The sequence below is a fragment of the Pseudomonas reidholzensis genome (assembly GCF_900536025.1).
Classification (GTDB): domain Bacteria; phylum Pseudomonadota; class Gammaproteobacteria; order Pseudomonadales; family Pseudomonadaceae; genus Aquipseudomonas; species Aquipseudomonas reidholzensis.
On record NZ_UNOZ01000013.1, the window covers coordinates 577,703 to 597,904 of the forward strand.

25 protein-coding genes and 2 tRNA genes are annotated in these 20,202 nt (G+C 63.3%); 16 read left to right on the plus strand and 11 right to left on the minus strand.

All coding sequences use genetic code 11. The features are described from left to right. Positions 1-67 precede the first annotated feature (67 nt). The 7 genes from sohB to CCOS865_RS10730 all read left to right on the plus strand — a co-directional run bounded on the left by sohB (position 68) and on the right by CCOS865_RS10730 (position 3,852). On the plus strand, positions 68-1,087 hold the full coding sequence (gene sohB / locus CCOS865_RS10700) for a protease SohB (RefSeq protein ID WP_119140527.1): 1,020 nt from the start codon (positions 68-70) through the stop codon (positions 1,085-1,087). 151 nt (positions 1,088-1,238) lie between these two features. Continuing rightward, a tRNA-Cys gene (locus tag CCOS865_RS10705) sits at positions 1,239-1,312 on the plus strand. Positions 1,313-1,540: 228 nt separating this feature from the next. Next, complete coding sequence (locus tag CCOS865_RS10710) at positions 1,541-2,233, plus strand: zeta toxin family protein (RefSeq protein ID WP_244216082.1); 693 nt, start codon at positions 1,541-1,543, stop codon at positions 2,231-2,233. A gap of 343 nt (positions 2,234-2,576) precedes the next feature. Beyond that, entirely contained in the window at positions 2,577-2,873 is a 297-nt protein-coding gene (locus CCOS865_RS10720) for a hypothetical protein (RefSeq protein ID WP_119140531.1), read from the plus strand. 167 nt (positions 2,874-3,040) lie between these two features. After that, a complete protein-coding gene (locus CCOS865_RS28185; RefSeq protein ID WP_167469041.1) occupies positions 3,041-3,208 on the plus strand; it encodes a hypothetical protein in 168 nt (55 codons plus the stop codon). Positions 3,209-3,311: 103 nt separating this feature from the next. Beyond that, positions 3,312-3,533, plus strand: a complete 222-nt coding sequence (locus tag CCOS865_RS10725; RefSeq protein WP_119140533.1) for a hypothetical protein — start codon at positions 3,312-3,314, stop codon at positions 3,531-3,533. A 115-nt stretch (positions 3,534-3,648) separates the two neighbouring features. Continuing rightward, the gene (locus CCOS865_RS10730; RefSeq protein WP_119140535.1) at positions 3,649-3,852 is read left to right on the plus strand and encodes a hypothetical protein; all 204 of its coding nucleotides are present in this window, start codon (positions 3,649-3,651) and stop codon (positions 3,850-3,852) included. A 189-nt stretch (positions 3,853-4,041) separates the two neighbouring features. On the opposite strand, the gene CCOS865_RS28730 is transcribed toward CCOS865_RS10730, so the two are convergent. The 3 genes from CCOS865_RS28730 to CCOS865_RS10745 form a co-directional block, all read right to left on the minus strand. Continuing rightward, on the minus strand, positions 4,042-4,218 hold the full coding sequence (locus tag CCOS865_RS28730) for a hypothetical protein (RefSeq protein ID WP_208644515.1): 177 nt from the start codon (positions 4,216-4,218) through the stop codon (positions 4,042-4,044). Positions 4,219-4,294: 76 nt separating this feature from the next. Continuing rightward, complete coding sequence (locus tag CCOS865_RS10740; protein ID WP_119140537.1) at positions 4,295-4,708, minus strand: DoxX family protein; 414 nt, start codon at positions 4,706-4,708, stop codon at positions 4,295-4,297. Between the two features lie 164 nt (positions 4,709-4,872). Then, positions 4,873-4,957, minus strand: a tRNA-Leu gene (locus CCOS865_RS10745). 248 nt (positions 4,958-5,205) lie between these two features. Here CCOS865_RS10745 and CCOS865_RS10750 point away from each other — a divergent pair. From CCOS865_RS10750 to CCOS865_RS10760, 3 genes are read left to right on the plus strand one after another with little or no spacing between them, the layout of a single operon-like run. Beyond that, entirely contained in the window at positions 5,206-6,348 is a 1,143-nt protein-coding gene (locus CCOS865_RS10750; protein ID WP_119140538.1) for a two-component system sensor histidine kinase NtrB, read from the plus strand. Between the two features lie 24 nt (positions 6,349-6,372). Then, entirely contained in the window at positions 6,373-7,818 is a 1,446-nt protein-coding gene (locus tag CCOS865_RS10755; protein WP_119140540.1) for an ATPase domain-containing protein, read from the plus strand. 12 nt (positions 7,819-7,830) lie between these two features. Beyond that, the gene (locus CCOS865_RS10760; RefSeq protein WP_119140542.1) at positions 7,831-8,190 is read left to right on the plus strand and encodes a response regulator; all 360 of its coding nucleotides are present in this window, start codon (positions 7,831-7,833) and stop codon (positions 8,188-8,190) included. 70 nt (positions 8,191-8,260) lie between these two features. On the opposite strand, the gene csrA is transcribed toward CCOS865_RS10760, so the two are convergent. The 8 genes from csrA to CCOS865_RS10795 all read right to left on the minus strand — a co-directional run bounded on the left by csrA (position 8,261) and on the right by CCOS865_RS10795 (position 14,137). After that, the gene (csrA, locus tag CCOS865_RS10765) at positions 8,261-8,461 is read right to left on the minus strand and encodes a carbon storage regulator CsrA (RefSeq protein WP_119140544.1); all 201 of its coding nucleotides are present in this window, start codon (positions 8,459-8,461) and stop codon (positions 8,261-8,263) included. Between the two features lie 254 nt (positions 8,462-8,715). After that, positions 8,716-9,732, minus strand: a complete 1,017-nt coding sequence (locus CCOS865_RS10770; protein ID WP_119140546.1) for a DNA topoisomerase IB — start codon at positions 9,730-9,732, stop codon at positions 8,716-8,718. A 57-nt stretch (positions 9,733-9,789) separates the two neighbouring features. Beyond that, entirely contained in the window at positions 9,790-10,881 is a 1,092-nt protein-coding gene (modC, locus tag CCOS865_RS10775; protein WP_119140548.1) for a molybdenum ABC transporter ATP-binding protein, read from the minus strand. 1 nt (position 10,882) lies between these two features. After that, positions 10,883-11,563 carry a molybdate ABC transporter permease subunit gene (gene modB, locus CCOS865_RS10780; protein WP_119140550.1) on the minus strand — a complete coding sequence of 227 codons (681 nt, stop codon included), beginning with the start codon at positions 11,561-11,563 and terminating at the stop codon, positions 10,883-10,885. Beyond that, positions 11,563-12,321 (minus strand): molybdate ABC transporter substrate-binding protein, encoded by a 759-nt coding sequence (gene modA, locus CCOS865_RS10785; protein WP_119140552.1) that lies wholly within the window; start codon positions 12,319-12,321, stop codon positions 11,563-11,565. Before modA ends, modB begins: the two co-directional genes overlap by 1 nt. A gap of 228 nt (positions 12,322-12,549) precedes the next feature. Next, positions 12,550-13,623 carry an NAD(P)H-dependent flavin oxidoreductase gene (locus CCOS865_RS10790; RefSeq protein ID WP_119140554.1) on the minus strand — a complete coding sequence of 358 codons (1,074 nt, stop codon included), beginning with the start codon at positions 13,621-13,623 and terminating at the stop codon, positions 12,550-12,552. A gap of 34 nt (positions 13,624-13,657) precedes the next feature. Further along, entirely contained in the window at positions 13,658-13,828 is a 171-nt protein-coding gene (locus CCOS865_RS28190) for a hypothetical protein (RefSeq protein ID WP_167469042.1), read from the minus strand. A 6-nt stretch (positions 13,829-13,834) separates the two neighbouring features. Continuing rightward, the gene (locus tag CCOS865_RS10795; protein ID WP_119140556.1) at positions 13,835-14,137 is read right to left on the minus strand and encodes a DUF1883 domain-containing protein; all 303 of its coding nucleotides are present in this window, start codon (positions 14,135-14,137) and stop codon (positions 13,835-13,837) included. Positions 14,138-14,297: 160 nt separating this feature from the next. On the opposite strand from CCOS865_RS10795, the gene CCOS865_RS10800 reads away from it, so the two are divergent. From CCOS865_RS10800 to gorA, 6 genes are all read left to right on the plus strand, one after another. After that, on the plus strand, positions 14,298-14,657 hold the full coding sequence (locus CCOS865_RS10800) for a hypothetical protein (RefSeq protein ID WP_119140558.1): 360 nt from the start codon (positions 14,298-14,300) through the stop codon (positions 14,655-14,657). A 144-nt stretch (positions 14,658-14,801) separates the two neighbouring features. Beyond that, on the plus strand, positions 14,802-15,452 hold the full coding sequence (locus CCOS865_RS10805) for a c-type cytochrome (RefSeq protein ID WP_119140560.1): 651 nt from the start codon (positions 14,802-14,804) through the stop codon (positions 15,450-15,452). Further along, positions 15,449-16,357, plus strand: a complete 909-nt coding sequence (locus CCOS865_RS10810) for a c-type cytochrome (protein ID WP_119140562.1) — start codon at positions 15,449-15,451, stop codon at positions 16,355-16,357. The genes CCOS865_RS10805 and CCOS865_RS10810 overlap by 4 nt, the downstream gene beginning before the upstream one ends. A 103-nt stretch (positions 16,358-16,460) precedes the next feature. Beyond that, positions 16,461-17,822, plus strand: a complete 1,362-nt coding sequence (locus CCOS865_RS10815; RefSeq protein WP_119140564.1) for a UDP-glucose dehydrogenase family protein — start codon at positions 16,461-16,463, stop codon at positions 17,820-17,822. Between the two features lie 47 nt (positions 17,823-17,869). After that, entirely contained in the window at positions 17,870-18,709 is an 840-nt protein-coding gene (gene galU / locus CCOS865_RS10820) for a UTP--glucose-1-phosphate uridylyltransferase GalU (protein ID WP_119140565.1), read from the plus strand. A gap of 103 nt (positions 18,710-18,812) precedes the next feature. Further along, positions 18,813-20,168: a glutathione-disulfide reductase gene (gene gorA / locus CCOS865_RS10825; protein ID WP_119140567.1), complete on the plus strand. Its 1,356-nt coding sequence runs from the start codon at positions 18,813-18,815 to the stop codon at positions 20,166-20,168. The last annotated feature ends 34 nt before the right edge of the window (positions 20,169-20,202 follow it).

Genomic DNA, 20,202 nt, shown 5'->3' on the forward strand with positions numbered 1-20,202 from the left:
CCTGGGCGCACCGGTATGCTTGCACTGTTCATGCGCCGTGAAGGCGCGGGTCTATCAAGGAGTCAACGTGGAGTTTCTTGCTGAATACGCAAGCTTTCTCGCCAAAACCGCCACCCTGGTGATTGCCATCCTGGTGGTTCTTTCGGCTATTGCCGGCTTGCGCGGCAAAGGTCGGCGCAAGCCCGGCGGGCAGTTGCAGGTCACCCGCCTCAACGATTTCTACAAAGAGCTGCGCGAGCGACTCGAGGCCGGGCTGTTCGACAAGGGGCAGCTCAAGGCCCTGCGCAAGCAGCAGGCGAAAGCCGATAAACAGCTGAAGAAGAGCAAGGCCGAAGAAAAGAGCCGCGTCTTCGTGCTCGATTTCGATGGCGATATCAAAGCCTCGGCGACCGAGAGCCTGCGCAACGAGATCACCGCACTGCTGACCCTCGCCACCCCGCTAGACGAAGTCGTGCTGCGCCTGGAGAGCGGTGGCGGGCTGGTGCACAGCTATGGCCTGGCCGCGTCCCAGCTGGCGCGTATCCGCGAGGCGGGGATCCCGCTCACCGTGTGCATCGACAAGGTCGCCGCCAGCGGCGGTTACATGATGGCCTGCATTGGCGAGAAGATCGTCAGCGCGCCGTTCGCGGTGCTGGGCTCGATCGGCGTGGTCGCCCAGTTGCCCAACATCAACCGCCTGCTGAAAAAGCACGACATCGATTTTGAAGTGCTCACCGCCGGCGAGTACAAGCGCACGCTCACCGTGTTTGGCGAGAACACCGAGAAGGGCCGGGAGAAGTTCCAGGAAGACCTCGACATCACCCATCAGCTGTTCAAGGACTTCGTCGGCCGCTACCGCCCGCAGTTGCACATCGATGAAGTCGCCACCGGTGAAGTCTGGCTGGGCGTCGCCGCGCTGAACCGCAAGCTGGTCGACGAGCTGCGCACCAGTGACGAGTACCTCAGTGACCGCGCCCGCGAGGCCAACCTGTACCACCTGCATTTTGCCGAGCGCAAAAGCCTGCAGGAGCGTATTGGCATGGCGGCGAGCGGCACGGTCGAGAACACCCTGGTGGGTTTGTGGAGCAAACTCGGCCGCCTGCGCTAACACCTTGAAGCCCTTGAAGATTTTTTCAGTTCAGGGGTTGCAAGGTTAAACGAATGCAGACATAATGGCGTCCATTGAAGCGCAGCAAGCTTGAAAAAGCCCTGAAGTTTCAAGGAGATAGCAAAGCGAAAGCCGCTAGATCCAACATTGAGGCCGAGTAGCAAAGTGGTTATGCTCCGGATTGCAAATCCGTCTACGCCGGTTCGATTCCGACCTCGGCCTCCATATTCGAAAGCCCCGCAGATTAACGTCTGCGGGGTTTTTCTTTGTGGGTCGGAAAAGCCTATCGTTTCTGCATAAGGCCTTTTCAGAAAGGACTCAGATCTCACCTGCAGGGTGATAAAACATTTTCATAATGTTAGCGCTTGATACCCGGGCGAGCGAAGGGTGCTAGGTTCTTCCCATTGGAGGGGCATCATGACGCAGCAAGAACATGAGATTTCAGAGTGAGCGTTGGCGTTTGCCAAGCAGAACCGGACGCGTATAGCCAGGGGGCTGGCGTGTCTGGAGAAGTATCCCGGCGATGAGTACCCTGTCTCTGTTTTCATGGCAGGGTCGCCCGGCGCAGGCAAGACTGAGGTCTCTCGGGCCTTCATCGCCATGATGCAGGCCGGCGGGGCGAACGCTTTGCGTATAGATCCGGATGATTTCAGGGACTTCTTCCCTGAATATACCGGGCGAAACTCTAGCCTTTTCCAGCGCGGCGTCACGACGATTGTGGAGAGGACCCTTGATCTCGTCTATCAGCAGCGGCAGTCGTTTTTGCTGGATGGCACGCTGGCCAATCTGGGAGTGGCGCGACGAAATATCACCCGAGCGCTTGATAAAGAGAACAGGTCAGCTCATATCATTTATGTCTACCAGAGGCCCGAGCTTGCGTGGGACTTCGTTCTGGCGAGGGAGCGAAAGGATGGGCGGCACATACCTTGCGAAGAATTTGTACGGCAATTCTATGCGTCGAAAGTATCTGTCTCTGCGCTCAAGCGCGAATTTGAAGGGCGGGTGCAGGTCGATGTGATCATCAAGGATTATGATGGGCAAAATGGCGATATAGGCATAGACCTCACCGCTGATGAAATTGACGCATTTGTCCGCCAGCCCTATGATCACCATGAGCTTGAACGTATTTTGAACGGAGTATCCTGATGAAAGGCGAAAAGGTAACAGCCGCGTCGAGCAGACCTCACGGATCTTCGACGATGTCTGAGTTTTTCCGTCTAGGGTCCGTCCAGCAGCGGCGAGCGGTCTATCAAATCGCAGCTCAAGCGGCCATTGACGAACAGAAAGATGTTATCCGGTCAGCGAAGTCAGGCGAGCTCAGCGCCGCGAAGTAAGTATTCTTGCATCATCACTTCTCAAGCCCAGCCCCGAGCTGGGCTTTTCGTATCTTACCCTCCCACTTCCCAGATCGCTGTCTGGCTGATTGGCGCGTCGCCCTCAAATGGGCTATTGCTGAAATTTCGGCAGTCGGCCGATTTGGGAGGTAGCCATGAAGCAATTTCTGCTGGGCGCATTGCTGGTATCCACTGCGGGCATCGCCAGTGCCGCGATCCCGCTGGTCAACGCCACCTGCCCGGGCGATATAGACGTGCACGCCGATGAAGGCGGGCCGATTTATATCAACGGCAAGGAGGCCAAGCTGAAGACCTTCAACGATAACTATTTCGAGGCCAAGGGCAGCGGCGTCACGGTCTCGCTGACGGTCAGCCCTGACGGTTCGCCGAGCGTCTCCTACACCGGCAAAGGCGGTGCCAACGGCGTGTGCGAGCTGATCGAGGAGGATTAGCCAGAGGGGCGAAAATGGCCCCGCACAATCCGCTGTCATTTTGCCGATATCGTGCAAAAACATGAGCCGATCAGCCTTTATTTGGCATTTAAACCCGTGATTGCCCCCAGCAGTGTATAGTGGCGGGCGAGTCCTCTCTCTGGGTGGCTCATCAGTGAGGTGTCAGCATGTCCCATTCTCCGGCCAATCAGGCCCAACAGCGATTGAATGAGCAAGTCGAGCAGTTCCTCAACAAAGGCGGCACGATCAAAGAAGTCCCCAGAGGCGTGAGCGGCTTCAATCCAGCGGCTCCCAAGGTTCACTGGACCAAGGCCCAGGCCGCCACCAAGGCTTGATCGGCACGTGCCCGCCCTGATGCCTTCGAGCGCGCCACGCTACTGTGTGCCGCGCTCCTGGGCCGTTGTTTATGTTCCGCTGCAATGCCGCAGGGAGAGCCCCATGGACAACGAACCTAGCAATAGCGAAGTAGCCCTGCAGATCGGTATCGACGAGGCGCAAGTCGAGCGCTATCGCGGTGATACCTTTCGCCTCGGAGATGGGTCCTGGCTGATCCATTTCGCCTTTGTCATGCCCAAGGAACTGCGCAAGCAGTTTACCGGTAGCTTCACCGTCAGGGTCGAGCGCGCGGTCGCTGATCTGCGTCGTATTGACTACCCCTGAGCGCCCCCTCGTTCCGCCTACTGTGCTGGCTGATATCCATTACGCGGTCGCTGCGTGCCTGTGAATATGGCAAAATGATGTCGTTTTATCATCAAGGCACGAGGCAGTTGCGGTAATGAGGGTCAAGGTAGTCAATGTGGTAGGGCTTGCGGTTGTGCTGCTGTTGGGGGTGTTGAGCGCACTGGTGGCGGTCATCTGGGATGTGTCTGCTCCCGATCTGTCGAATGCGAGCGTCAGTGCCTGGGTCCAGGTGATCGGGTCGCCGCTGGTAATTCTGGTCGCGTTCATGATCGGGCGTAACACCCGCAGTGCGCGATGAGGCCCTGGAGGCTCGGCGTTCAGCGCCCAGAAAAAGAAAACCCGCCAACGAAGGGCGGGTTGAAAGAACGTACGAAGCAGGGTCAGTGTGCCTGCCGAGTTGTCAGAAAATCGTGAAGAGCCTGTCAGTAGACCGTTGAGCCCACGCCGGCGATTGACCAATGCCGGCGATCCGCCTATACAGGCGTCCTTATTTCAGGAGCCCGGCATGCACGACGAAGACGACCTTCCCGAACCGGAACACGATCACCTGCTCGATCACGAATTCCTCTACGAAGACCACGACCCTGAGGCAGACGCCCAAGGCCTGATGGATGATGTCGAGGAGGACGAGGACACCCTCGATGACTTCGATGACGACGAGCACCCTGCCTGGCAACGACGTCGACGATTGAGCGTCGCTGCGGGCATCGCAGCGACAATGCCCGCAACCCCTGCAGCCCTTAGCGACGATCCAGCGAAAAACGCCCCGCGCCGGTCACGGCCAGTAGCAGCAGGCCGCCTATGATGCTCAGGTTCTTGAAGAACTGGGTCATGTTGGCACTGCGCTCTGGGTCGACCATGTTCCAGTACGGGTGGCCGATCAACGCCGTGCCGAGCACGAACAGCGCGAACAGAAACGCCAGTGGCCGGGTATAAAAGCCCAGGATCAGCACGATGGCGACAAAGAACTCCATGATCACCGCAATCGCCGCTGCCAGGGTCGGGGCCGGTGCGCCCAGTGAGCCGAGGTAGGCCACCGTGCCCTCGAAGCCGGTCAATTTACTCCAGCCGGAGATGACGAAGAGGAGCATCAGCAGGATTCGCGCAAGCAGGATGATCGCATCGCGTTGACCGTCGAACAGGGAGTAGCGCATGGCGGCGTTCCAGTGGGCCGAGACATGTTCCACTCTAGCAGTTGCCCCATGCTTTGCTGTCGGGCACGAAAAAGCCTTGCTTGCGAGATGCGAGATGCAAAAGACGGGTCAGGGAAATGTGGCGCTGATGGCCGGGTGTGGCGAAGGAAAAGCGGGTGTCTTGATGGTGCCCCGAGCCGGACTCGAACCGGCACACCTTGCGGCGGCGCATTTTAAGTGCGATGTGTCTACCAATTTCACCATCGGGGCAGCACGATGTGAAGTCGCCGATTAGACACGAAAATATTGCGTAAATCAACGATTTAGACACTGTCGGGGGTGTGCGTACAGGGTTCGGGAGCGCGTGTGCCAGTGGCTGACCGAGGTGGCTATGCCGCACAGGCTGTGCCTGGTGCTGATCGAGCACTGCGGCTGACACTTCGCTTCGCGGCGAAAGGGCGAGTAGACTCATGGCTACGCTCAATCCCTCTTCCCCTTGCGGTGCCCGTGGAGCTTGCATGGTTTCAACCGACCGCCTGGACCAGTCCGAGATGCCCGCCACCCGCTATGAACAGCTCGTTCAATCGGTTGTCGACTATGCCATCTACATGCTCGACCCGGCCGGCCACGTGGTGTCCTGGAATGCCGGTGCCGAACGTATCAAAGGTTACCGCGCCGATGAGATCATCGGCCGCCACTTTTCGTTGTTCTTCACCGCCCCTGATTGCGCCGAAGGGCGCCCCGAGCTGCTCCTGCGTCAGGCCCTGGAGCAGGGCGTGGCGCAGGATGAGGGCTGGCGCGTACGCAAGGATGGCACGCAGTTCTGGGCGCTGGCTGCACTGGATGTGATCCGCGATGAGCACGGCGTGATCATAGGCCTGGCCAAGGTCACCCGGGATATCACCGACCGGCGCGAGTCGGCGTTGCAGCTCGATGCCGTGCGCGCCCAGCTGTTCCAGGCGCAGAAACTCGAGGCCCTGGGGCAGCTCACCGGTGGCCTGGCGCACGACTTCAACAACCTGCTGACGATCATCCTCAGTTCTGCTCGGCTAGCCATTGGCAGCCAGGATCCGGCACGCGTGCAACGCTTGCTCGAGCACATCCTCGACGCGGGCCAGCGCGGCACCCAGCTGACCCAGCAGTTGCTCAGTTTCGCCCGTCACCGTCAATTGAGCGTGACCCGGGTCACCCCCACCGAGCTGGTCGAGTCGACCCGCGGCCTGCTCGCCCACGCGCTGCCCGACGCGATCCAGCTGATCGAGCGCCAGCAGGCCGACCTGCCGATGATCGAGGCGGATGCCGGGCAACTGCAGATGGTCTTGCTCAACCTGCTGTTCAACGCCCGTGATGCCATCGAAGGCGAGGGCTGCATCCGCCTCGAGGTGGACAGCGTCGAGCTGGCGGGCGAGGTGGACGGCCTGCACGGGCATTTCGTGCGCTTCATTGTGCATGACACCGGTCAGGGCATCGATCCGCAGGTGCTGCCGCGGATCTTCGAGCCGTTTTTCACCACCAAGGCCTTCGGCAAGGGCACCGGTCTCGGCTTGAGCCAGGTCTATGGCTTCGCCAAGCAAAGCAATGGTGCTATCAGTGTGGCCAGCCAGTTGGGCGAGGGCACCTGTATGAGCCTTTACCTGCCGGTCACGCACGACACGCGCTAACGCGACATCCAACAGGTGCACACCATGGTAGAAGCACTCGAACGACTGAGCACCGGGATCGAAGGCCTTGATGCCTTGCTCCAGGGCGGCTTGGTGAGCGGCGCCTCCTACATCGTCCAGGGGCCGCCCGGTGCCGGCAAGACCATCCTCGCCAATCAGCTGGCGTGGGGTCATGTGGCTGATGGCGGACGGGTGCTGGTGGCGACCTTGCTCAGTGAGTCGCACGAGCGCTTGTTCCAGTACCTGTCGACCCTGGCGTTTTTCGACCCGGCCCTGGTCGGCGATCAGATCCAGTTCGTCAGCGCCTTCGACACGCTTGAGCAGGAGGGGCTGGACGCGGTGGTCCGGCTGTTGCGCCAGGAGATCTCCCGGCAACAGGCGACCCTGCTGATCGTCGACGGCCTGCTCAATGCCAGGGTGCGCGCCGAAACCACCCTGGACACGAAAAAATTCGTTGCCGAGCTGCAAGGCCATGCCGCCTTTGCCGGCTGCACCGTGTTGCTGCTGACCAGCGCCCGCCTGCAGGAAGGCAGCCCCGAGCACACCATGGTCGATGGCGTGATCGAGCTGGGCGAAACCCTGGTGGGCAGCCGCGCCATGCGCCATATCCAGTTGCGCAAGACGCGCGGCAGCGCGGCGTTGTCGGGCCTGCACGAATGCTTGATCGACAACGCCGGCTTGCAGGTCTACCCGCGCCTGGAGTCGTTGTACAGCCACCCCAGCCAGCCGGGCTCGGCGACCTTGAGCCGGATCAGCACCGGCACCCCAGCGCTGGACGAGTTGCTGCGCGGCGGTGTGACCTCCGGCTCCACCAGCCTGGTGATGGGCCCCTCGGGGGTCGGCAAGACGTCCCTCGGCCTGGGCTTTCTGGCGGCCTCGACGCCGGCCGCGCCAGGGCTGCATTTTGGTTTTTACGAGTCACCGGAGCGCCTGCGCCTGAAGGCTGCCGCGTTCGGCTACGACTTCCCGGCAATGGAGCGCTCAGGCGCACTGCGGCTGTGCTGGCAGCCGACCACCGAAGGCTTGCTGGACCAGCTCGGTGCGCGCTTGCTGGCGCAGGTCGAGGCGATGGGGGCCAAGCGCGTGGTGATCGACAGCCTCGGCGCGTTCAGCCGGCTGGCCGTCGACAACTGGCGGGTCAATGGTTTTTTCCGCGCCTTGCTGGGCGAGTTGCGCGCACGCGACGTGAGCGTTCTGATGACCTGGGAGATGCGCGATCTGTTCGGCTCGGAGATCAGCGCGCCCGCGCCGGACCTGTCGAGCATCGTCGACAACCTGATGCTGACGCGCTTCGTCGAAATGGACGCACAGCTGCGGCGCATGCTGTCGATTCTCAAGGTGCGCGACAGCGATCACGACCCGGCGCTCCACGAACTGTGCCTGGGCCCTCAGGGGATTACCCTGCGCAAGGCCTTCGAGGGGGCCTGCGGGGTGCTCTCGGGTACGCCGATGCCTCAGGAGGGCGGGTGACGGAATGACGCGATGAGTACCTACACCGTTCTGATCGTCGATGACGAATACCTGATCGTCGAAATCCTCGCGTATGCGCTGGAGGACGAGGGCTTTCAGGTAGAAAAGGCCGGGGACGGGATCAAGGCGCTGGAAGCCTTGAAGGAAAAGCGCGTGGACCTGGTGATCACCGACTTCATGATGCCGCGCAAGAATGGCGAGGAGCTGGTGCGGGCAATGCGAGATGAACTGCAGTTGGCGGACTTGCCGGTGATTCTCATGAGTGGCGCGCAGGCCAGCCAGGCGAGCCCGGAGTTGTTTGTGGCGGTGTTTGAAAAACCCTTCAACCCCACTGAGTTGATCGCCAAGGTGCGGGAACTGCTGGGCAGCTGAAGGCCAGGCAAAATCCCGCATCGGCGGGCCGATCGGTCAAGCGCATCCGTGCGGCCTCGAGCGATGCAGATCAATATTGATCGTCGTGCGGCTTCTCCGGTGCCGGGTTGCCAGCCTGGATACGTTTGAAAATCTCTTCACGGTGCACCTGGACATCTTTAGGTGCATCGATACCGATCCTCACTTGCATCCCCTTGACGCCCAGAATGGTGACTTTGATGTCATCGTTGATGACGATGCTTTCGCCAACCTTGCGGGTGAGTATCAGCATGTAGTTCTCCTTGGTGGTGTTGAAAACCGTGCGGTCTGTTTACCGCAACGGCGGGAGCGTGTCCCTCTTCCTTCTCATTAAAGACGCTTTCGGCGGAGAGTAATTCCCCCGAAGACAAAATCTGTTACTTGTCTCTAGTTGCAGGTGCCTGATCAAGCCGCTTTGGCGTGATCGGCGGAGGTGCTCGGTGGCAAGGATAGGGGGCTTACGCTCAGATGGGAAATTTCTCTGCTTGATGGCCGGCATAGCCTGGATCAATTGATTGCCTGGAGTGCCTGCAAGAAGTGCAGCAAGGCCACTTCTTCGGGCTCCAGGCCTTTGCGCGTGCGGGCGCGCGGCAAGCCGCCGAGTTGCCCGAGGTGGAACTGTTCGAGCACCGCAGGGTGGATATAGCAGCGCCGGCACACGGCCGGCGTGTTGCCCAGGCGTGCAGCGACCTGGCGCACGGTCTCGGCGACCTGGCGCTTGGCTTCGCTGTCCGGCTCCCAGGCCAGCGGGCGCAGCAGGCTCAGCGCCAGGCTGCTGCCGGCCCAGGTGCGGTAGTCCTTGGCGGTGAAGTCGGCGCCGGTCAGTTGCTGGAGAAACAGGTTGATCTCGCTGGAGCCGATGCTGTGCCGCTCGCCGTCGGCGTCCAGGTACTGGAACAGCGCTTGCCCAGGCAGCTCCATGCAGCGCTTGACCAAGGCCGCCAGGCGTCGATCACGCAGGGTGACGTTGTGCTCGACGCCGCGTTTACCGCGAAACTGGAAGCGGATGGTGCTGCCTTCGACTTTGACGTGGCGGGTATTGAGGGTGGTCAGCCCATAGGATTTGTTGTCGCGCAGGTACTGCCGGTTACCGATGCGGATCAACGTGCTGTCGAGCAGGCTGACCACCAGCGCCATGACCTTTTCCCGGTCCAGCCCGGGCCTGGCCAGGTGCAGGTCCACCTGCTTGCGCAGCTTGGGCAGTACCTGGGCGAAGGCCAGCATCCGCCCGTACTTGTGACCGTCACGCAGCTCGCGCCACTCGGCATGGTAGCGATACTGCTTGCGCCCGCGCGCATCGCGGCCGGTGGCTTGCAGGTGGCCTTGCGGGTCGGCGCAGATCCACACGTCGGTGTAGGCGGGCGGGATCACCAGTGCGGCGATCCGCGCCAAGGTGTCGCTGTCGCGTACCCGGTTGCCGTCGGCATCCAGGTAGATGAAACGGTCTCGCCAGCGGCGCCGGCTCAGGCCGGGCTGGCTGTCGTCGACATAGTGCAGGGTGCGCGGCAGGGGGCAATCGAGCATGGCGGGCATCCATTGAGCAAGTACCTGCTCAATGGACAACGGCGAGGCGGCTGATGCTCAGAGCAAAAGCGCTACCGATTTGATCTGCGCCCAGAGCATCTGCCCGGGGCGCAGGCCGAGCTGGTCTGCCGAGTAGCGGGTGATGCGCGCGAGCAGCGCGGCGCCGGCGGCGTCCAGGCTGACCAGCAGATGCGCGGGGTTGTCCGCCTCGCGGTATTCCCGCACGCGCACCGGCAGCCGGTTGAGGATGCTCGAGGCGCTGTCGATGCCCAGCGCCAGGCTGACATCGCGGGCCTGCACCTTGAGCCGGTGGCTGCTGCCGACCACCAGCGACGGATGGGCGATGCGCAGCAACAGGCCGTCACTGCCCGGCAGGCGCAGGTCGAACAGTTGATAGTGCGGGTCATGCCCGACCACGACGCCCTCGAGCACCACGCCGGCGTCGTCGCCCTGGGCCAGCGACAGGTCGAGGCGGGCCAGGGTCTCGCCGATCGGCCCGCTGGCCATGGCCTTGCCTTGCTCGAGCAGGACCAGGTGGTCGGCCAGGCGCGCCACCTCATCCTGGGCATGGCTGACGTAGACCAGGGGGATGTCCAGCTCGTCGTGCAGGCGCTCCAGGTAAGGCAGGATCTCGCGCTTGCGCGGGCCATCGAGGGCCGCCAGCGGCTCGTCCATCAGCAGCAGGCGCGGGCTGCTGAGCAGCGCGCGGGCGATGCCGACCCGCTGCGCTTCACCGCCCGACAGGGTGGCGGGGCGGCGCTCGAGCAGGTGGCCGATGCCCAGCAGCGTGCAGGCCTGCTCGAGGCTGACCTTGCGCTCGCTGGCGGCGATCCGCCGCCAGCCGAACTCCAGGTTGCCGCGTACCGACAGGTGCGGGAACAGGCTGGCCTCCTGGAACACGTACCCCACGGGGCGTTTGTGCGGCGCCATGAAGTACCCGCGCGAGGTGTCTTCCCAGACCTCGCCGTTGACTTCGATATAGGCACTGGCAGCGCGCTCCAGCCCGGCCAGGCAGCGCAGGCAGGAGGTCTTGCCGGAGCCGGAGTGGCCAAACAGCGCGCTGATCCCGCGGCCTGGCAGGCGCAGGTCGACATCCAGGGTGAAATCGTCGCGGCCAAGGCGCAGTCGCGCCACTATCGATGCACTCATCTCAGCTCCAGCCCGCCTTGCCGCGGCGGCCTGCGTAGAGCAGGAGCAACACCAGGAAGGAAAACACCAGCATGGCGCCGGCCAGCCAGTGTGCTTGCGAATAGGCCATGGACTCGACGTGATCGAAGATCTGCACCGAGACGACACGGGTCTTGTCCGGGATATTGCCACCGATCATCAGCACCACGCCGAACTCACCCACGGTGTGGGCGAAGCCGAGGATGCTGGCGGTGATGAAGCCCGGCCGGGCCAGCGGTAGCACCACATGCACGAAGGTGTCCCAGGGGCTGGCGCGCAAGGTCGCGGCGACCTCGAGCGGCCGTTGGCCGATGGCGCTGAAGGCATTTTGCAGCGGCTGCACCACGAACGGCATGGAATACACCACCGAGCCGATCACCAGCCCGGTAAAACTGAACACCACGGTGCCCAGGCCCAGCGCCTGGGTCGCCTGGCCGAGCCAGCCGTGCGGGCCGAGGGCGATCAGCAGGTAAAAGCCGATCACCGTCGGTGGCAGCACCAGCGGCAGTGCCACCACCGCGCCGACCGGCCCACGCAGCCACGAGCGCGTGCGCGCCAGCCACCAGGCGATGGGCGTGCCCACCACCAGCAGGATCAGGGTGGTCAGGCTGGCCAGTTGCACGGTCAGCCAGATCGCCCCCAGGTCACTGGCGTCGAGCGGCATCAGATTTCATAGCCGTAAGACTTGATCAGCGCAGCGGCCTTCGGCCCTTTGAGGTACTCGACCAGCGCCTTGGCGGCCGGGTTGTCCTTGCCCTTGTTGAGGATCACCGCGTCCTGCTTGATCGGGTCGTGCAGGTTCGACGGGACGATCCACGCCGAGCCGTTGTCGATCTTGCCGTCCTTGTAGATCTGCGACAGGGCGACGAAGCCCAGCTCGGCATTGCCGGTGGAGACGAACTGGAACGCCTGGGTGATGTTCTGGCCTTCGACGATCTTGCCTTTGGTGGCGTCGGTCAGTTTCAGTTTGTCCAGCACCTGGGTCGCGGCCAAACCGTAAGGCGCGGCTTTGGGGTTGGCGATGGACAGGTGCTGGAAGTCATTCTTTTTCAATACAGCGCCTTGGTCGTCGACGTAGCCAGGCTTGGCCGACCACAGCGCCAGGGTGCCGATCGCGTAGGTGAAGCGCGAGCCCTTGACGGTATCGCCTTCGCTTTCCAGTTTGGCCGGGGTGCTGTCGTCGGCGGCCAGGAACACCTCGAAGGGGGCGCCGTTCTTGATCTGCGCGTAGAACTGGCCGGTGGCGCCAAAGGCGGCGACCAGGGTGTGGCCGGTGTCTTTCTCGAAGTCCTTGGCCAGGGCCTGGATCGGGGCGGTGAAGTTGGCGGCGACGGCCACCTGGACTTCATCGGCCCAGGCGCTGTTGCAGGTGATCAGGGTGGCGAGTGCGGTGGCGGCCAGGTGGGGCAGGCGTAGACGCATGAAAGCAGCTCCTTGGGAGGCAGGTTATCGTTATGTGGATGACTATATAGCGATAACCCGTTGGTCGGGAAGGGCTGTTATTCCATCAGAGTGGGGCTGCGGTGCAGCCCTTCGCGGGTAAACCCGCTCCCACCGGTATCCCGGCGATCTACAGAAGGGTGCCAGTCCAGCCTGTGGGAGCGGGTTCACCCGCGAAGGGCCGCAAAGCGGCCCCATTCAGGCGAGACTTCAGCGCCCGACCACTGCCAGGGCCTTCTGCGCGATCTCGCGGGTCAACTCACCGGCTGGCATCCGCCGCCCCAGGCGCAGCGCCTGGCCTGACCACAGGTTGCTGAAGGCGCTGCTGCCCTGCGGCTCGCTGATCGCGCGCAACGGCATCAGCGCGCCGCCCGCCAGCGGAAAGCGTGGCGCCAGCGTGCTCATCGGCCCCAGCTCGCGCATCAGGCGGTTGTTGATGCCGCGCGCCGGCCGCCCGGTAAACAGGTTGGTCAGCGCGGTATCGCTCGCCGAAGCGGTCTCCAACGCGTGACGGTGCGCCGCAGACACCTTGGCCTCCGGGCTGAACAGGTACGCCGTGCCGATCTGCACCGCCGACGCCCCCAGTGCCAGCGCGGCGACCAGGCCGCGGTGGTCGGCAATGCCGCCCGCCGCAATCACCGGCAACCGCACCGCATCGACGATCTGCGGCACCAGGGCAAAGGTGCCGATCTGGCTGGTGAGGTCGTCGCTGAGGAACATCCCGCGATGGCCGCCGGCCTCATAGCCCATGGCGATGATCGCGTCACAGCCGTGGGCCTGCAGCCACAGCGCTTCTTCCACCGTGGTCGCGCTCGACAGCACCTTGGCGCCCGCCGCCTTGACCCGTTGCAGCAGGTCGGCGGGCGGCAGGCCGAAGTGGAAGCTGACCACCTCCGGGCGCAGTTGCTCGATCAGTTGGCAGCTCTGCTCATCGAACGGCGCGCGATTGGACACCGGCGTGGGCGCCTCGAAGTCGGCGCCCAGCTCGTCGTAGTACGGCTTGAGCGCCTGCTTCCAGCGCGCGGCGCGCGGTTCATCCGCGGCAGGCGGCACGTGGCAGAAGAAGTTGAGGTTCAGCGGCCCCGCGCAGCCCGCGCGAAACACCTCGATCTCGCTGCGCAGCTGCTCGCTGTTGAGCATCGCGCAGGGCAGGGCGGCGAGCCCGCCGGCGTTGCCCACCGCGATGGCCATGGCTGCGCCGCTGGCGCCGGCCATGGGTGCCTGGAGAATGGGCACCTCGATGCCCAACAGGTCGAGAAGGCGACGGTCTGGCCAGGTGCTCATGCGGACTCCTTGGGCGGGCGGCGGGGCTAGATCATTACAGGGCTTTGCTGACCTGGATGTCGCTGATCTTGGCGGCGTCATCGCCGTGGATCTTGCGCAAGGCTTCCAGGGCCTGGCCTTCGGAGTTGTCCGGCATGACCGCGAAGTCCCAGCGGCGCTCGCCGTCGAGTTTGTACTTGATGACGTATTTGATGTTCTGGGTCATGGCGGCTTATCTCAGTTGCGACGAGGAGCGACGGATGATCTTGATCTTGTGGGTGAAGGTCGGCTTGCGCGTCACCGAGATCGGCCGCGGCGTGACCGTGTCCAGGGTGATGTTCCAGAAGCCGGTGCTCGGCACGGTGATCTTCGCCGGGAACTGATCGAAGGCGCCGCCGTGGTAGGTATGACGACCACCGTTCTTGAAGCTGCGGAAGTTGGCGTCGTTCATCAGGCGGATGTTGCAGCGCTGGGAACACTCGATCACGACGATGTCGTCCTCGTTGAGGTGCTCGCGCTGGTGTACGTATTTCATGTGATGCTCCGCAAGGTTTGATTCTGCAAACGGGAAAGATATCACGATGTAACGGTACACTCCCGCCCCGCACAGCCGAGGCAGGGATAAATCCGCCAATGCAGGGAGCAAACCTGCCTCGCTGTGGTCATATAGATTCTTTAAGGCAGAGGTATTCCGAATGAAGTGGGTGGTGGCGGCGTTGAGCTTGACCTTGGGCGGCTGCGTCAGTGTTTCGGAACTGGAGCAATCGCGAGAAACCATGGACGTGATGTCTGGCAAGACCCCGCGCGAATATGCCGATTGCATCAAGGCTGAGCTGGCGCAGAGCCGTGATGCCCTGACCGAAGAGAAGCGCGGCGACGGCCTGCGCCTGATCGTCCCGCAGAAGCTGACCGCCGGTACCGGCCCGGCCGCGTTGCTGGACATCGACAAGCGCGGCAGTGGCAGCAGCATCAAGCTGCGCGAGCGACTGAACAACTTCCCGCTGCGCCTGGGCGATGTGCGCACAGCGACGACCAAATGCATCTCGCGGTCTTGATCCAGCTCAGTTAATGGGCGACTAACAGGGCGAATTGCCATCTTCTTGCCCGGCAGGCGTTGACCTGCCGGAGGATAGGCCTACTATCTGTAGGCTTATACCGTTTAAGCCTAAGCTTATAACAAGAAAATGGAGCGTCCCGTGATGAATCCGTTGAGTCGTATCGCCATCAGCGCCGCGCTGATGCTGCCCTGGCCTGCCGCGCAGGCCGCCGATGGCCAGGCCATCTTCACCCAGGGCGGGCAGAACCCCGCTGCCATGGCCTGCCTGGCCTGTCATGGCGCCGATGGCAAAGGCCTTGCCGCGGCAGGGTTTCCGCGCCTGGCCGGGCTGTCGGCTGGCTACCTGAACAAGCAGTTGAACGACTTTCGCAGCGGCAGCCGCAAGCAGCCGGTGATGGAGCCGTTGGCCAAGGCCTTGACCCCCGAGGAAGCCGAGGCGGTCAGTGCCTATCTGGCCGAGCTGCCGAGTGACCCCGCCCCCGACCTGCGTCGCCAGCAGATCGCTACCGACCCGGTGGCGCGGTTGGCCCTGTACGGCGACTGGAGCCGACAGATCCCCGGCTGTGTGCAGTGTCATGGCCCTGGCGGCAGTGGCGTCGGTGAGCACTTTCCGCCCTTGGCCGGGCAACCGGCGGGCTACCTGGTGGCGCAGCTCAACGCCTGGCGCGACGGCAGCCGCAGCAACGACCCCAGCCAGATGATGGCCGGCGTGGCCAAGGCCATGACCGAGGCCGAGGTCACGGCGATCGCCGCGTTCTTCGCTCATCCGCTGAGCCAGGAGGTCACGCCATGAAGTCGCTGATTGCAACCCTCGCCGTGTTGGCCCTGAACCCCGCCCAGGCGGCGCCGATTGCCATGGAAGACCAGTCCCAGCTCAAGGTCCCTGCCATGCAGGCCGCCCCGCAGTTCACCCCGCCGGCTGAAGACCAGTTGCCGGACAATGCCTTCGGCAAAATGGTCCGCGAAGGGCATGCGCTGTTCGTCGATACCCGGCGCTTGATGCCCGAGGCGGTCGGCAACGGCCTCAACTGCAGCAACTGCCACCTCGACCAGGGGCGCCTGGCGTTCTCCGCGCCGCTGTGGGGGGCGTACCCGATGTATCCGGCGTACCGCAAGAAAAACGACAAGGTCAACACCTTTGCCGAGCGCATCCAGGGCTGCTTCCAGTTCAGCATGAACGGCACGCCACCGGCGGCCGACAGCCCGCAGATGACGGCATTGAGCGTGTACGCCTACTGGCTGTCGACCCAGGCGCCCATCGGCGTTGAGACGCCCGGGCGCGGCTACCCCGAGGTGCCGCAGCCCAAGGGTGGCTATGACTTCGCCCGTGGCCAGCAGGTGTACCGCGAGCACTGCGCGATCTGCCATGGCGATCAGGGCGAGGGCCAGCAGGTGGCCGGCGAGTACGTGATGCCGCCGCTGTGGGGCAAGGACTCGTACAACTGGGGCGCGGGGATGCACCGCATCAACACCGCGGCGTCGTTCATCAAGTACAACATGCCGCTGGGCCGGCCTGGCAGTTTGACTGACCAGCAGGCGTGGGATGTCGCTGCCTGGGTCAACCGCCACGAGCGGCCGCAGGACCCGCGACTGGTCGAAGGCTCGGTGGAGAAGACCCGGGTGAAGTTTCATGCCAACGATGGGGTCAATCTGTATGGGCAGACGGTGGATGGGGTCGTGATCGGGCAGGGGATGTAGCAGGCGAGGGGGTGTCACTGTCACACCCCTGACGTAATCATGTCACTGCCCTGCAACCCTCCACGAGGTGCAATGGTCGCGACCTTCATCAAGGAGCGCGGCCATGCAACTGTGTGTGATCGGAGCAGGCTATGTAGGGCTGGTGACTGCAGCCTGTCTTGCCGAAATGGGCAACCCGGTGGTCTGCCTCGAGCGTGATCAGGCGCGCCTGGCGCAACTGCGCCAAGGCCATTGCCCGATCTACGAGCCCGGCCTGCAGCCCTTGCTCCAGGCGGGCCTGCACAGCGGCAGGCTGAGCTTCACCGATCAATGGGACAGCGCCCTGGCCGGCGCCGAGGTGGTGTTCATCGCCGTCGGCACGCCGAGCCACGAAGACGGCTCGGCCGACCTGCAGCAAGTCCTGGCCGTCGCCGACAGCCTCGGCCAGCACCTGCTTCGCCCCAGCCTGGTGGTGAACAAGTCGACCGTGCCGGTCGGCACCGCCGAGCAGGTCGCCCGGCACATCGCCCAAGGCCTTCGCGCACGCGGCGCAGGCTTCACCGTGGAGGTGGCGAGCAACCCTGAGTTTCTCAAGGAGGGCAGCGCCGTCGACGACTTCATGCGCCCCGACCGGATCATCATCGGCAGCCACAGCGAGCAGGCCCGGCATTGCCTGCAGCGGCTCTATGCGCCGTTTGTGCGCAACCACGAGCGGATCCTGCTGATGGCCCCGCGCGCGGCGGAATTCAGCAAGTACGCGGCCAATGCCTTTCTTGCGACGCGCATCTCCTTCATCAACGAACTGGCCGGGCTGTGCGCGCACCTGGAGGTCGACATCGAGCAGGTGCGCCGCGGCATCGGCAGCGATCGCCGCATCGGCAGCCACTTCATCTACGCCGGCTGTGGCTATGGCGGCTCGTGCTTCCCCAAGGACGTTCGGGCGCTAATCCACACCGCCGAGCAGCAGGGCTACCAGCCGGCCATCCTGCAGGCGGTGCAGGCGCGCAACGAGGTGCAGAAGACGCTGTTGTTCGCCGCGCTCGAGCAGCACTTTGGTGGCGTTGTGCGTGGCCGCACGGTGGCGATCTGGGGGCTGGCGTTCAAGCCGGGCACCGACGACCTGCGCGAGGCGCCGGCGCTGGTGCTGCTGGAGGCCTTGCTGGCCGCCGGGGCGCGCGTCCAGGCGTGCGACCCGGCCGCCCTCGACGGTGTTGCGGTGCGCTACCCCGAGGCGCTGGCCAGCGGCCAACTGCTGCTCAGCGAAGACCCTTACGCCTGCGTCGAAGGCGCCGATGCGCTGGTCCTGGTGACTGAATGGAAGCACTTTCGCCAGCCGGATTTCCTGAAAATACGGGGGCTTATGCGCATGCCGGTAGTGTTCGACGGGCGCAATATTTACGATTCATCGGAACTAACTACACTGGGTTATCTCTATCATGGCGTCGGTCGCCCGCAGGCGGGGCATTGTAAGGTGCGTGCCGCCTGATTAGACTGCGCCGAAATTCGTACGCAAAGCCCTTGTTAAGGACGTATATGATCAAGAAATGCTTGTTCCCGGCAGCCGGTTACGGCACCCGCTTCCTGCCCGCTACCAAAGCCATGCCCAAGGAAATGCTGCCGGTGGTCAACAAGCCACTGATCCAGTATGGCGTTGAAGAAGCACTGGAGGCTGGCCTGAGCGAGATCTCCATCGTCACCGGCCGCGGCAAGCGCGCCCTGGAAGACCATTTCGACATCAGCTATGAGCTGGAAAACCAGATCAAGGGCACCGACAAGGAAAAATACCTGGTCGGCATCCGTCGTCTGCTGAACGAGTGCTCGTTCTCCTACACCCGCCAGACCGAAATGAAAGGCCTGGGCCACGCCATCCTCACCGGTCGCCCGCTGATCGGCGACGAGCCGTTCGCGGTCGTGCTGGCCGACGACCTGTGCGTCAACCTCGAAGGTGACGGCGTGCTGCAGCAGATGGTCAAGCTGTACAACCAGTTCCGCTGCTCGATCGTTGCCATCCAGGAAGTCGACCCGCAGGAAACCAACAAGTACGGTGTGATTTCCGGCGAGATGATTCGCGACGACATCTACCGGGTCAACAGCATGGTCGAGAAGCCAGCACCGGAAGACGCGCCGTCCAACCTGGCGATCATCGGCCGCTACATCCTGACCCCGGACATCTTCAAGCTGATCGAAGAAACCGAGCCAGGCAAAGGCGGCGAGATCCAGATCACCGACGCCCTGATGAAGCAGGCGCAAAACGGCTGCGTGATCGCCTACAAGTTCAAGGGTCAGCGTTTCGACTGCGGCGGCGCCGAAGGCTACATCGAGGCGACCAACTTCTGCTTCGAGAACTTCTACAAGACCGGCAAGGCTTACTGAGCCACGGCCGATCGAGCCTCAGCGCCGCGTGATGCAGCGTGACGCTTGCAGCTAGACAGAAAAAGAGCCACCCTCGGGTGGCTTTTTTTGTGGAGTCTGGATTGTGGCCTACGATTTTGATCTGTTCGTGATTGGCGCCGGTTCCGGCGGTGTGCGTGCCGCGCGTTTCGCGGCGGGCTTTGGCGCTAAGGTCGCCGTGGCCGAAAGCCGCTACCTGGGCGGTACCTGCGTCAACGTCGGCTGTGTGCCGAAAAAACTGCTGGTCTACGGCGCGCATGTCGCCGATGAGCTCGAGCAGGCCGCAGGCTTTGGTTGGACCCTCGAAGAAGGGCATTTCGACTGGGGCACGCTGATCGCCAACAAGAACCGCGAGATCGAACGCCTCAACGGCATCTATCGCAACCTGCTGGTCAACAGCGGCGTCACCCTGCTGCAAGGCCACGCGCGCCTGACCGGCGCCAACGAAGTGGAAGTCGAAGGCCAGCGTTACAGCGCCAAGCACATCCTCGTTGCCGTGGGTGGCTGGCCGCAGGTGCCGGACATCCCGGGCAAGGAGCTGGCGATCACCTCCAACGAGGCGTTCTACCTCAAGGAACTGCCGCGTCGCGTGCTGGTGGTGGGCGGTGGCTACATCGCCGTCGAATTCGCCGGCATCTTCCAGGGCCTGGGCAGCGCGACCACCTTGCTCTACCGCGGTGACCTGTTCCTGCGGGGGTTCGACGGCGCGGTGCGCACGCACCTCAAGGAAGAGCTGGAAAAACGCGGCCTCGACCTGCAGTTCAACAGCGACATCCAGCGTATCGATCAGCTCGAAGACGGCAGCCTCAAGGCCACCCTCAAGGACGGTCGTGAGCTGATCACCGACTGCGTGTTCTATGCCACCGGCCGCCGGCCGATGCTGGACAACCTCGGCCTGGAGAACACCGGCGTCGAGCTCGACCCGCGTGGCTTCGTGCGCGTCGATGAGCAGTACCAGACCACCGAGCCGTCGATCCTGGCCATTGGCGATGTGATCGGCCGCGTGCAGCTCACCCCGGTGGCGCTGGCCGAAGGCATGGCGGTGGCGCGGCGGCTGTTCAAGCCTGAGCAGTATCGCCCGGTGGACTACCAGAACATCCCCACGGCGGTGTTCAGCCAGCCGCCGATCGGTACGGTGGGGTTGACCGAAGAGCAGGCGCTGGAGGCGGGGCACAAGGTGCAGGTGTTCGAAAGCCGCTTCCGCGCGATGAAGCTGACCTTGACCGATATTCAGGAGAAGACCCTGATGAAGCTGGTGGTGGATGCCGAGACCGACAAGGTCCTGGGTTGCCACATGGTCGGGCCGGATGCCGGCGAGATCATCCAGGGCCTGGGCGTTGCGCTCAAGGCGGGGGCGACCAAGCAGCAGTTCGACGAGACCATTGGCGTGCACCCGACGGCTGCGGAAGAGTTCGTCACCATGCGTACCGTTACCCGCTGATACCGCGTCGTCTGCTTCGCGGGTAAACCCGCTC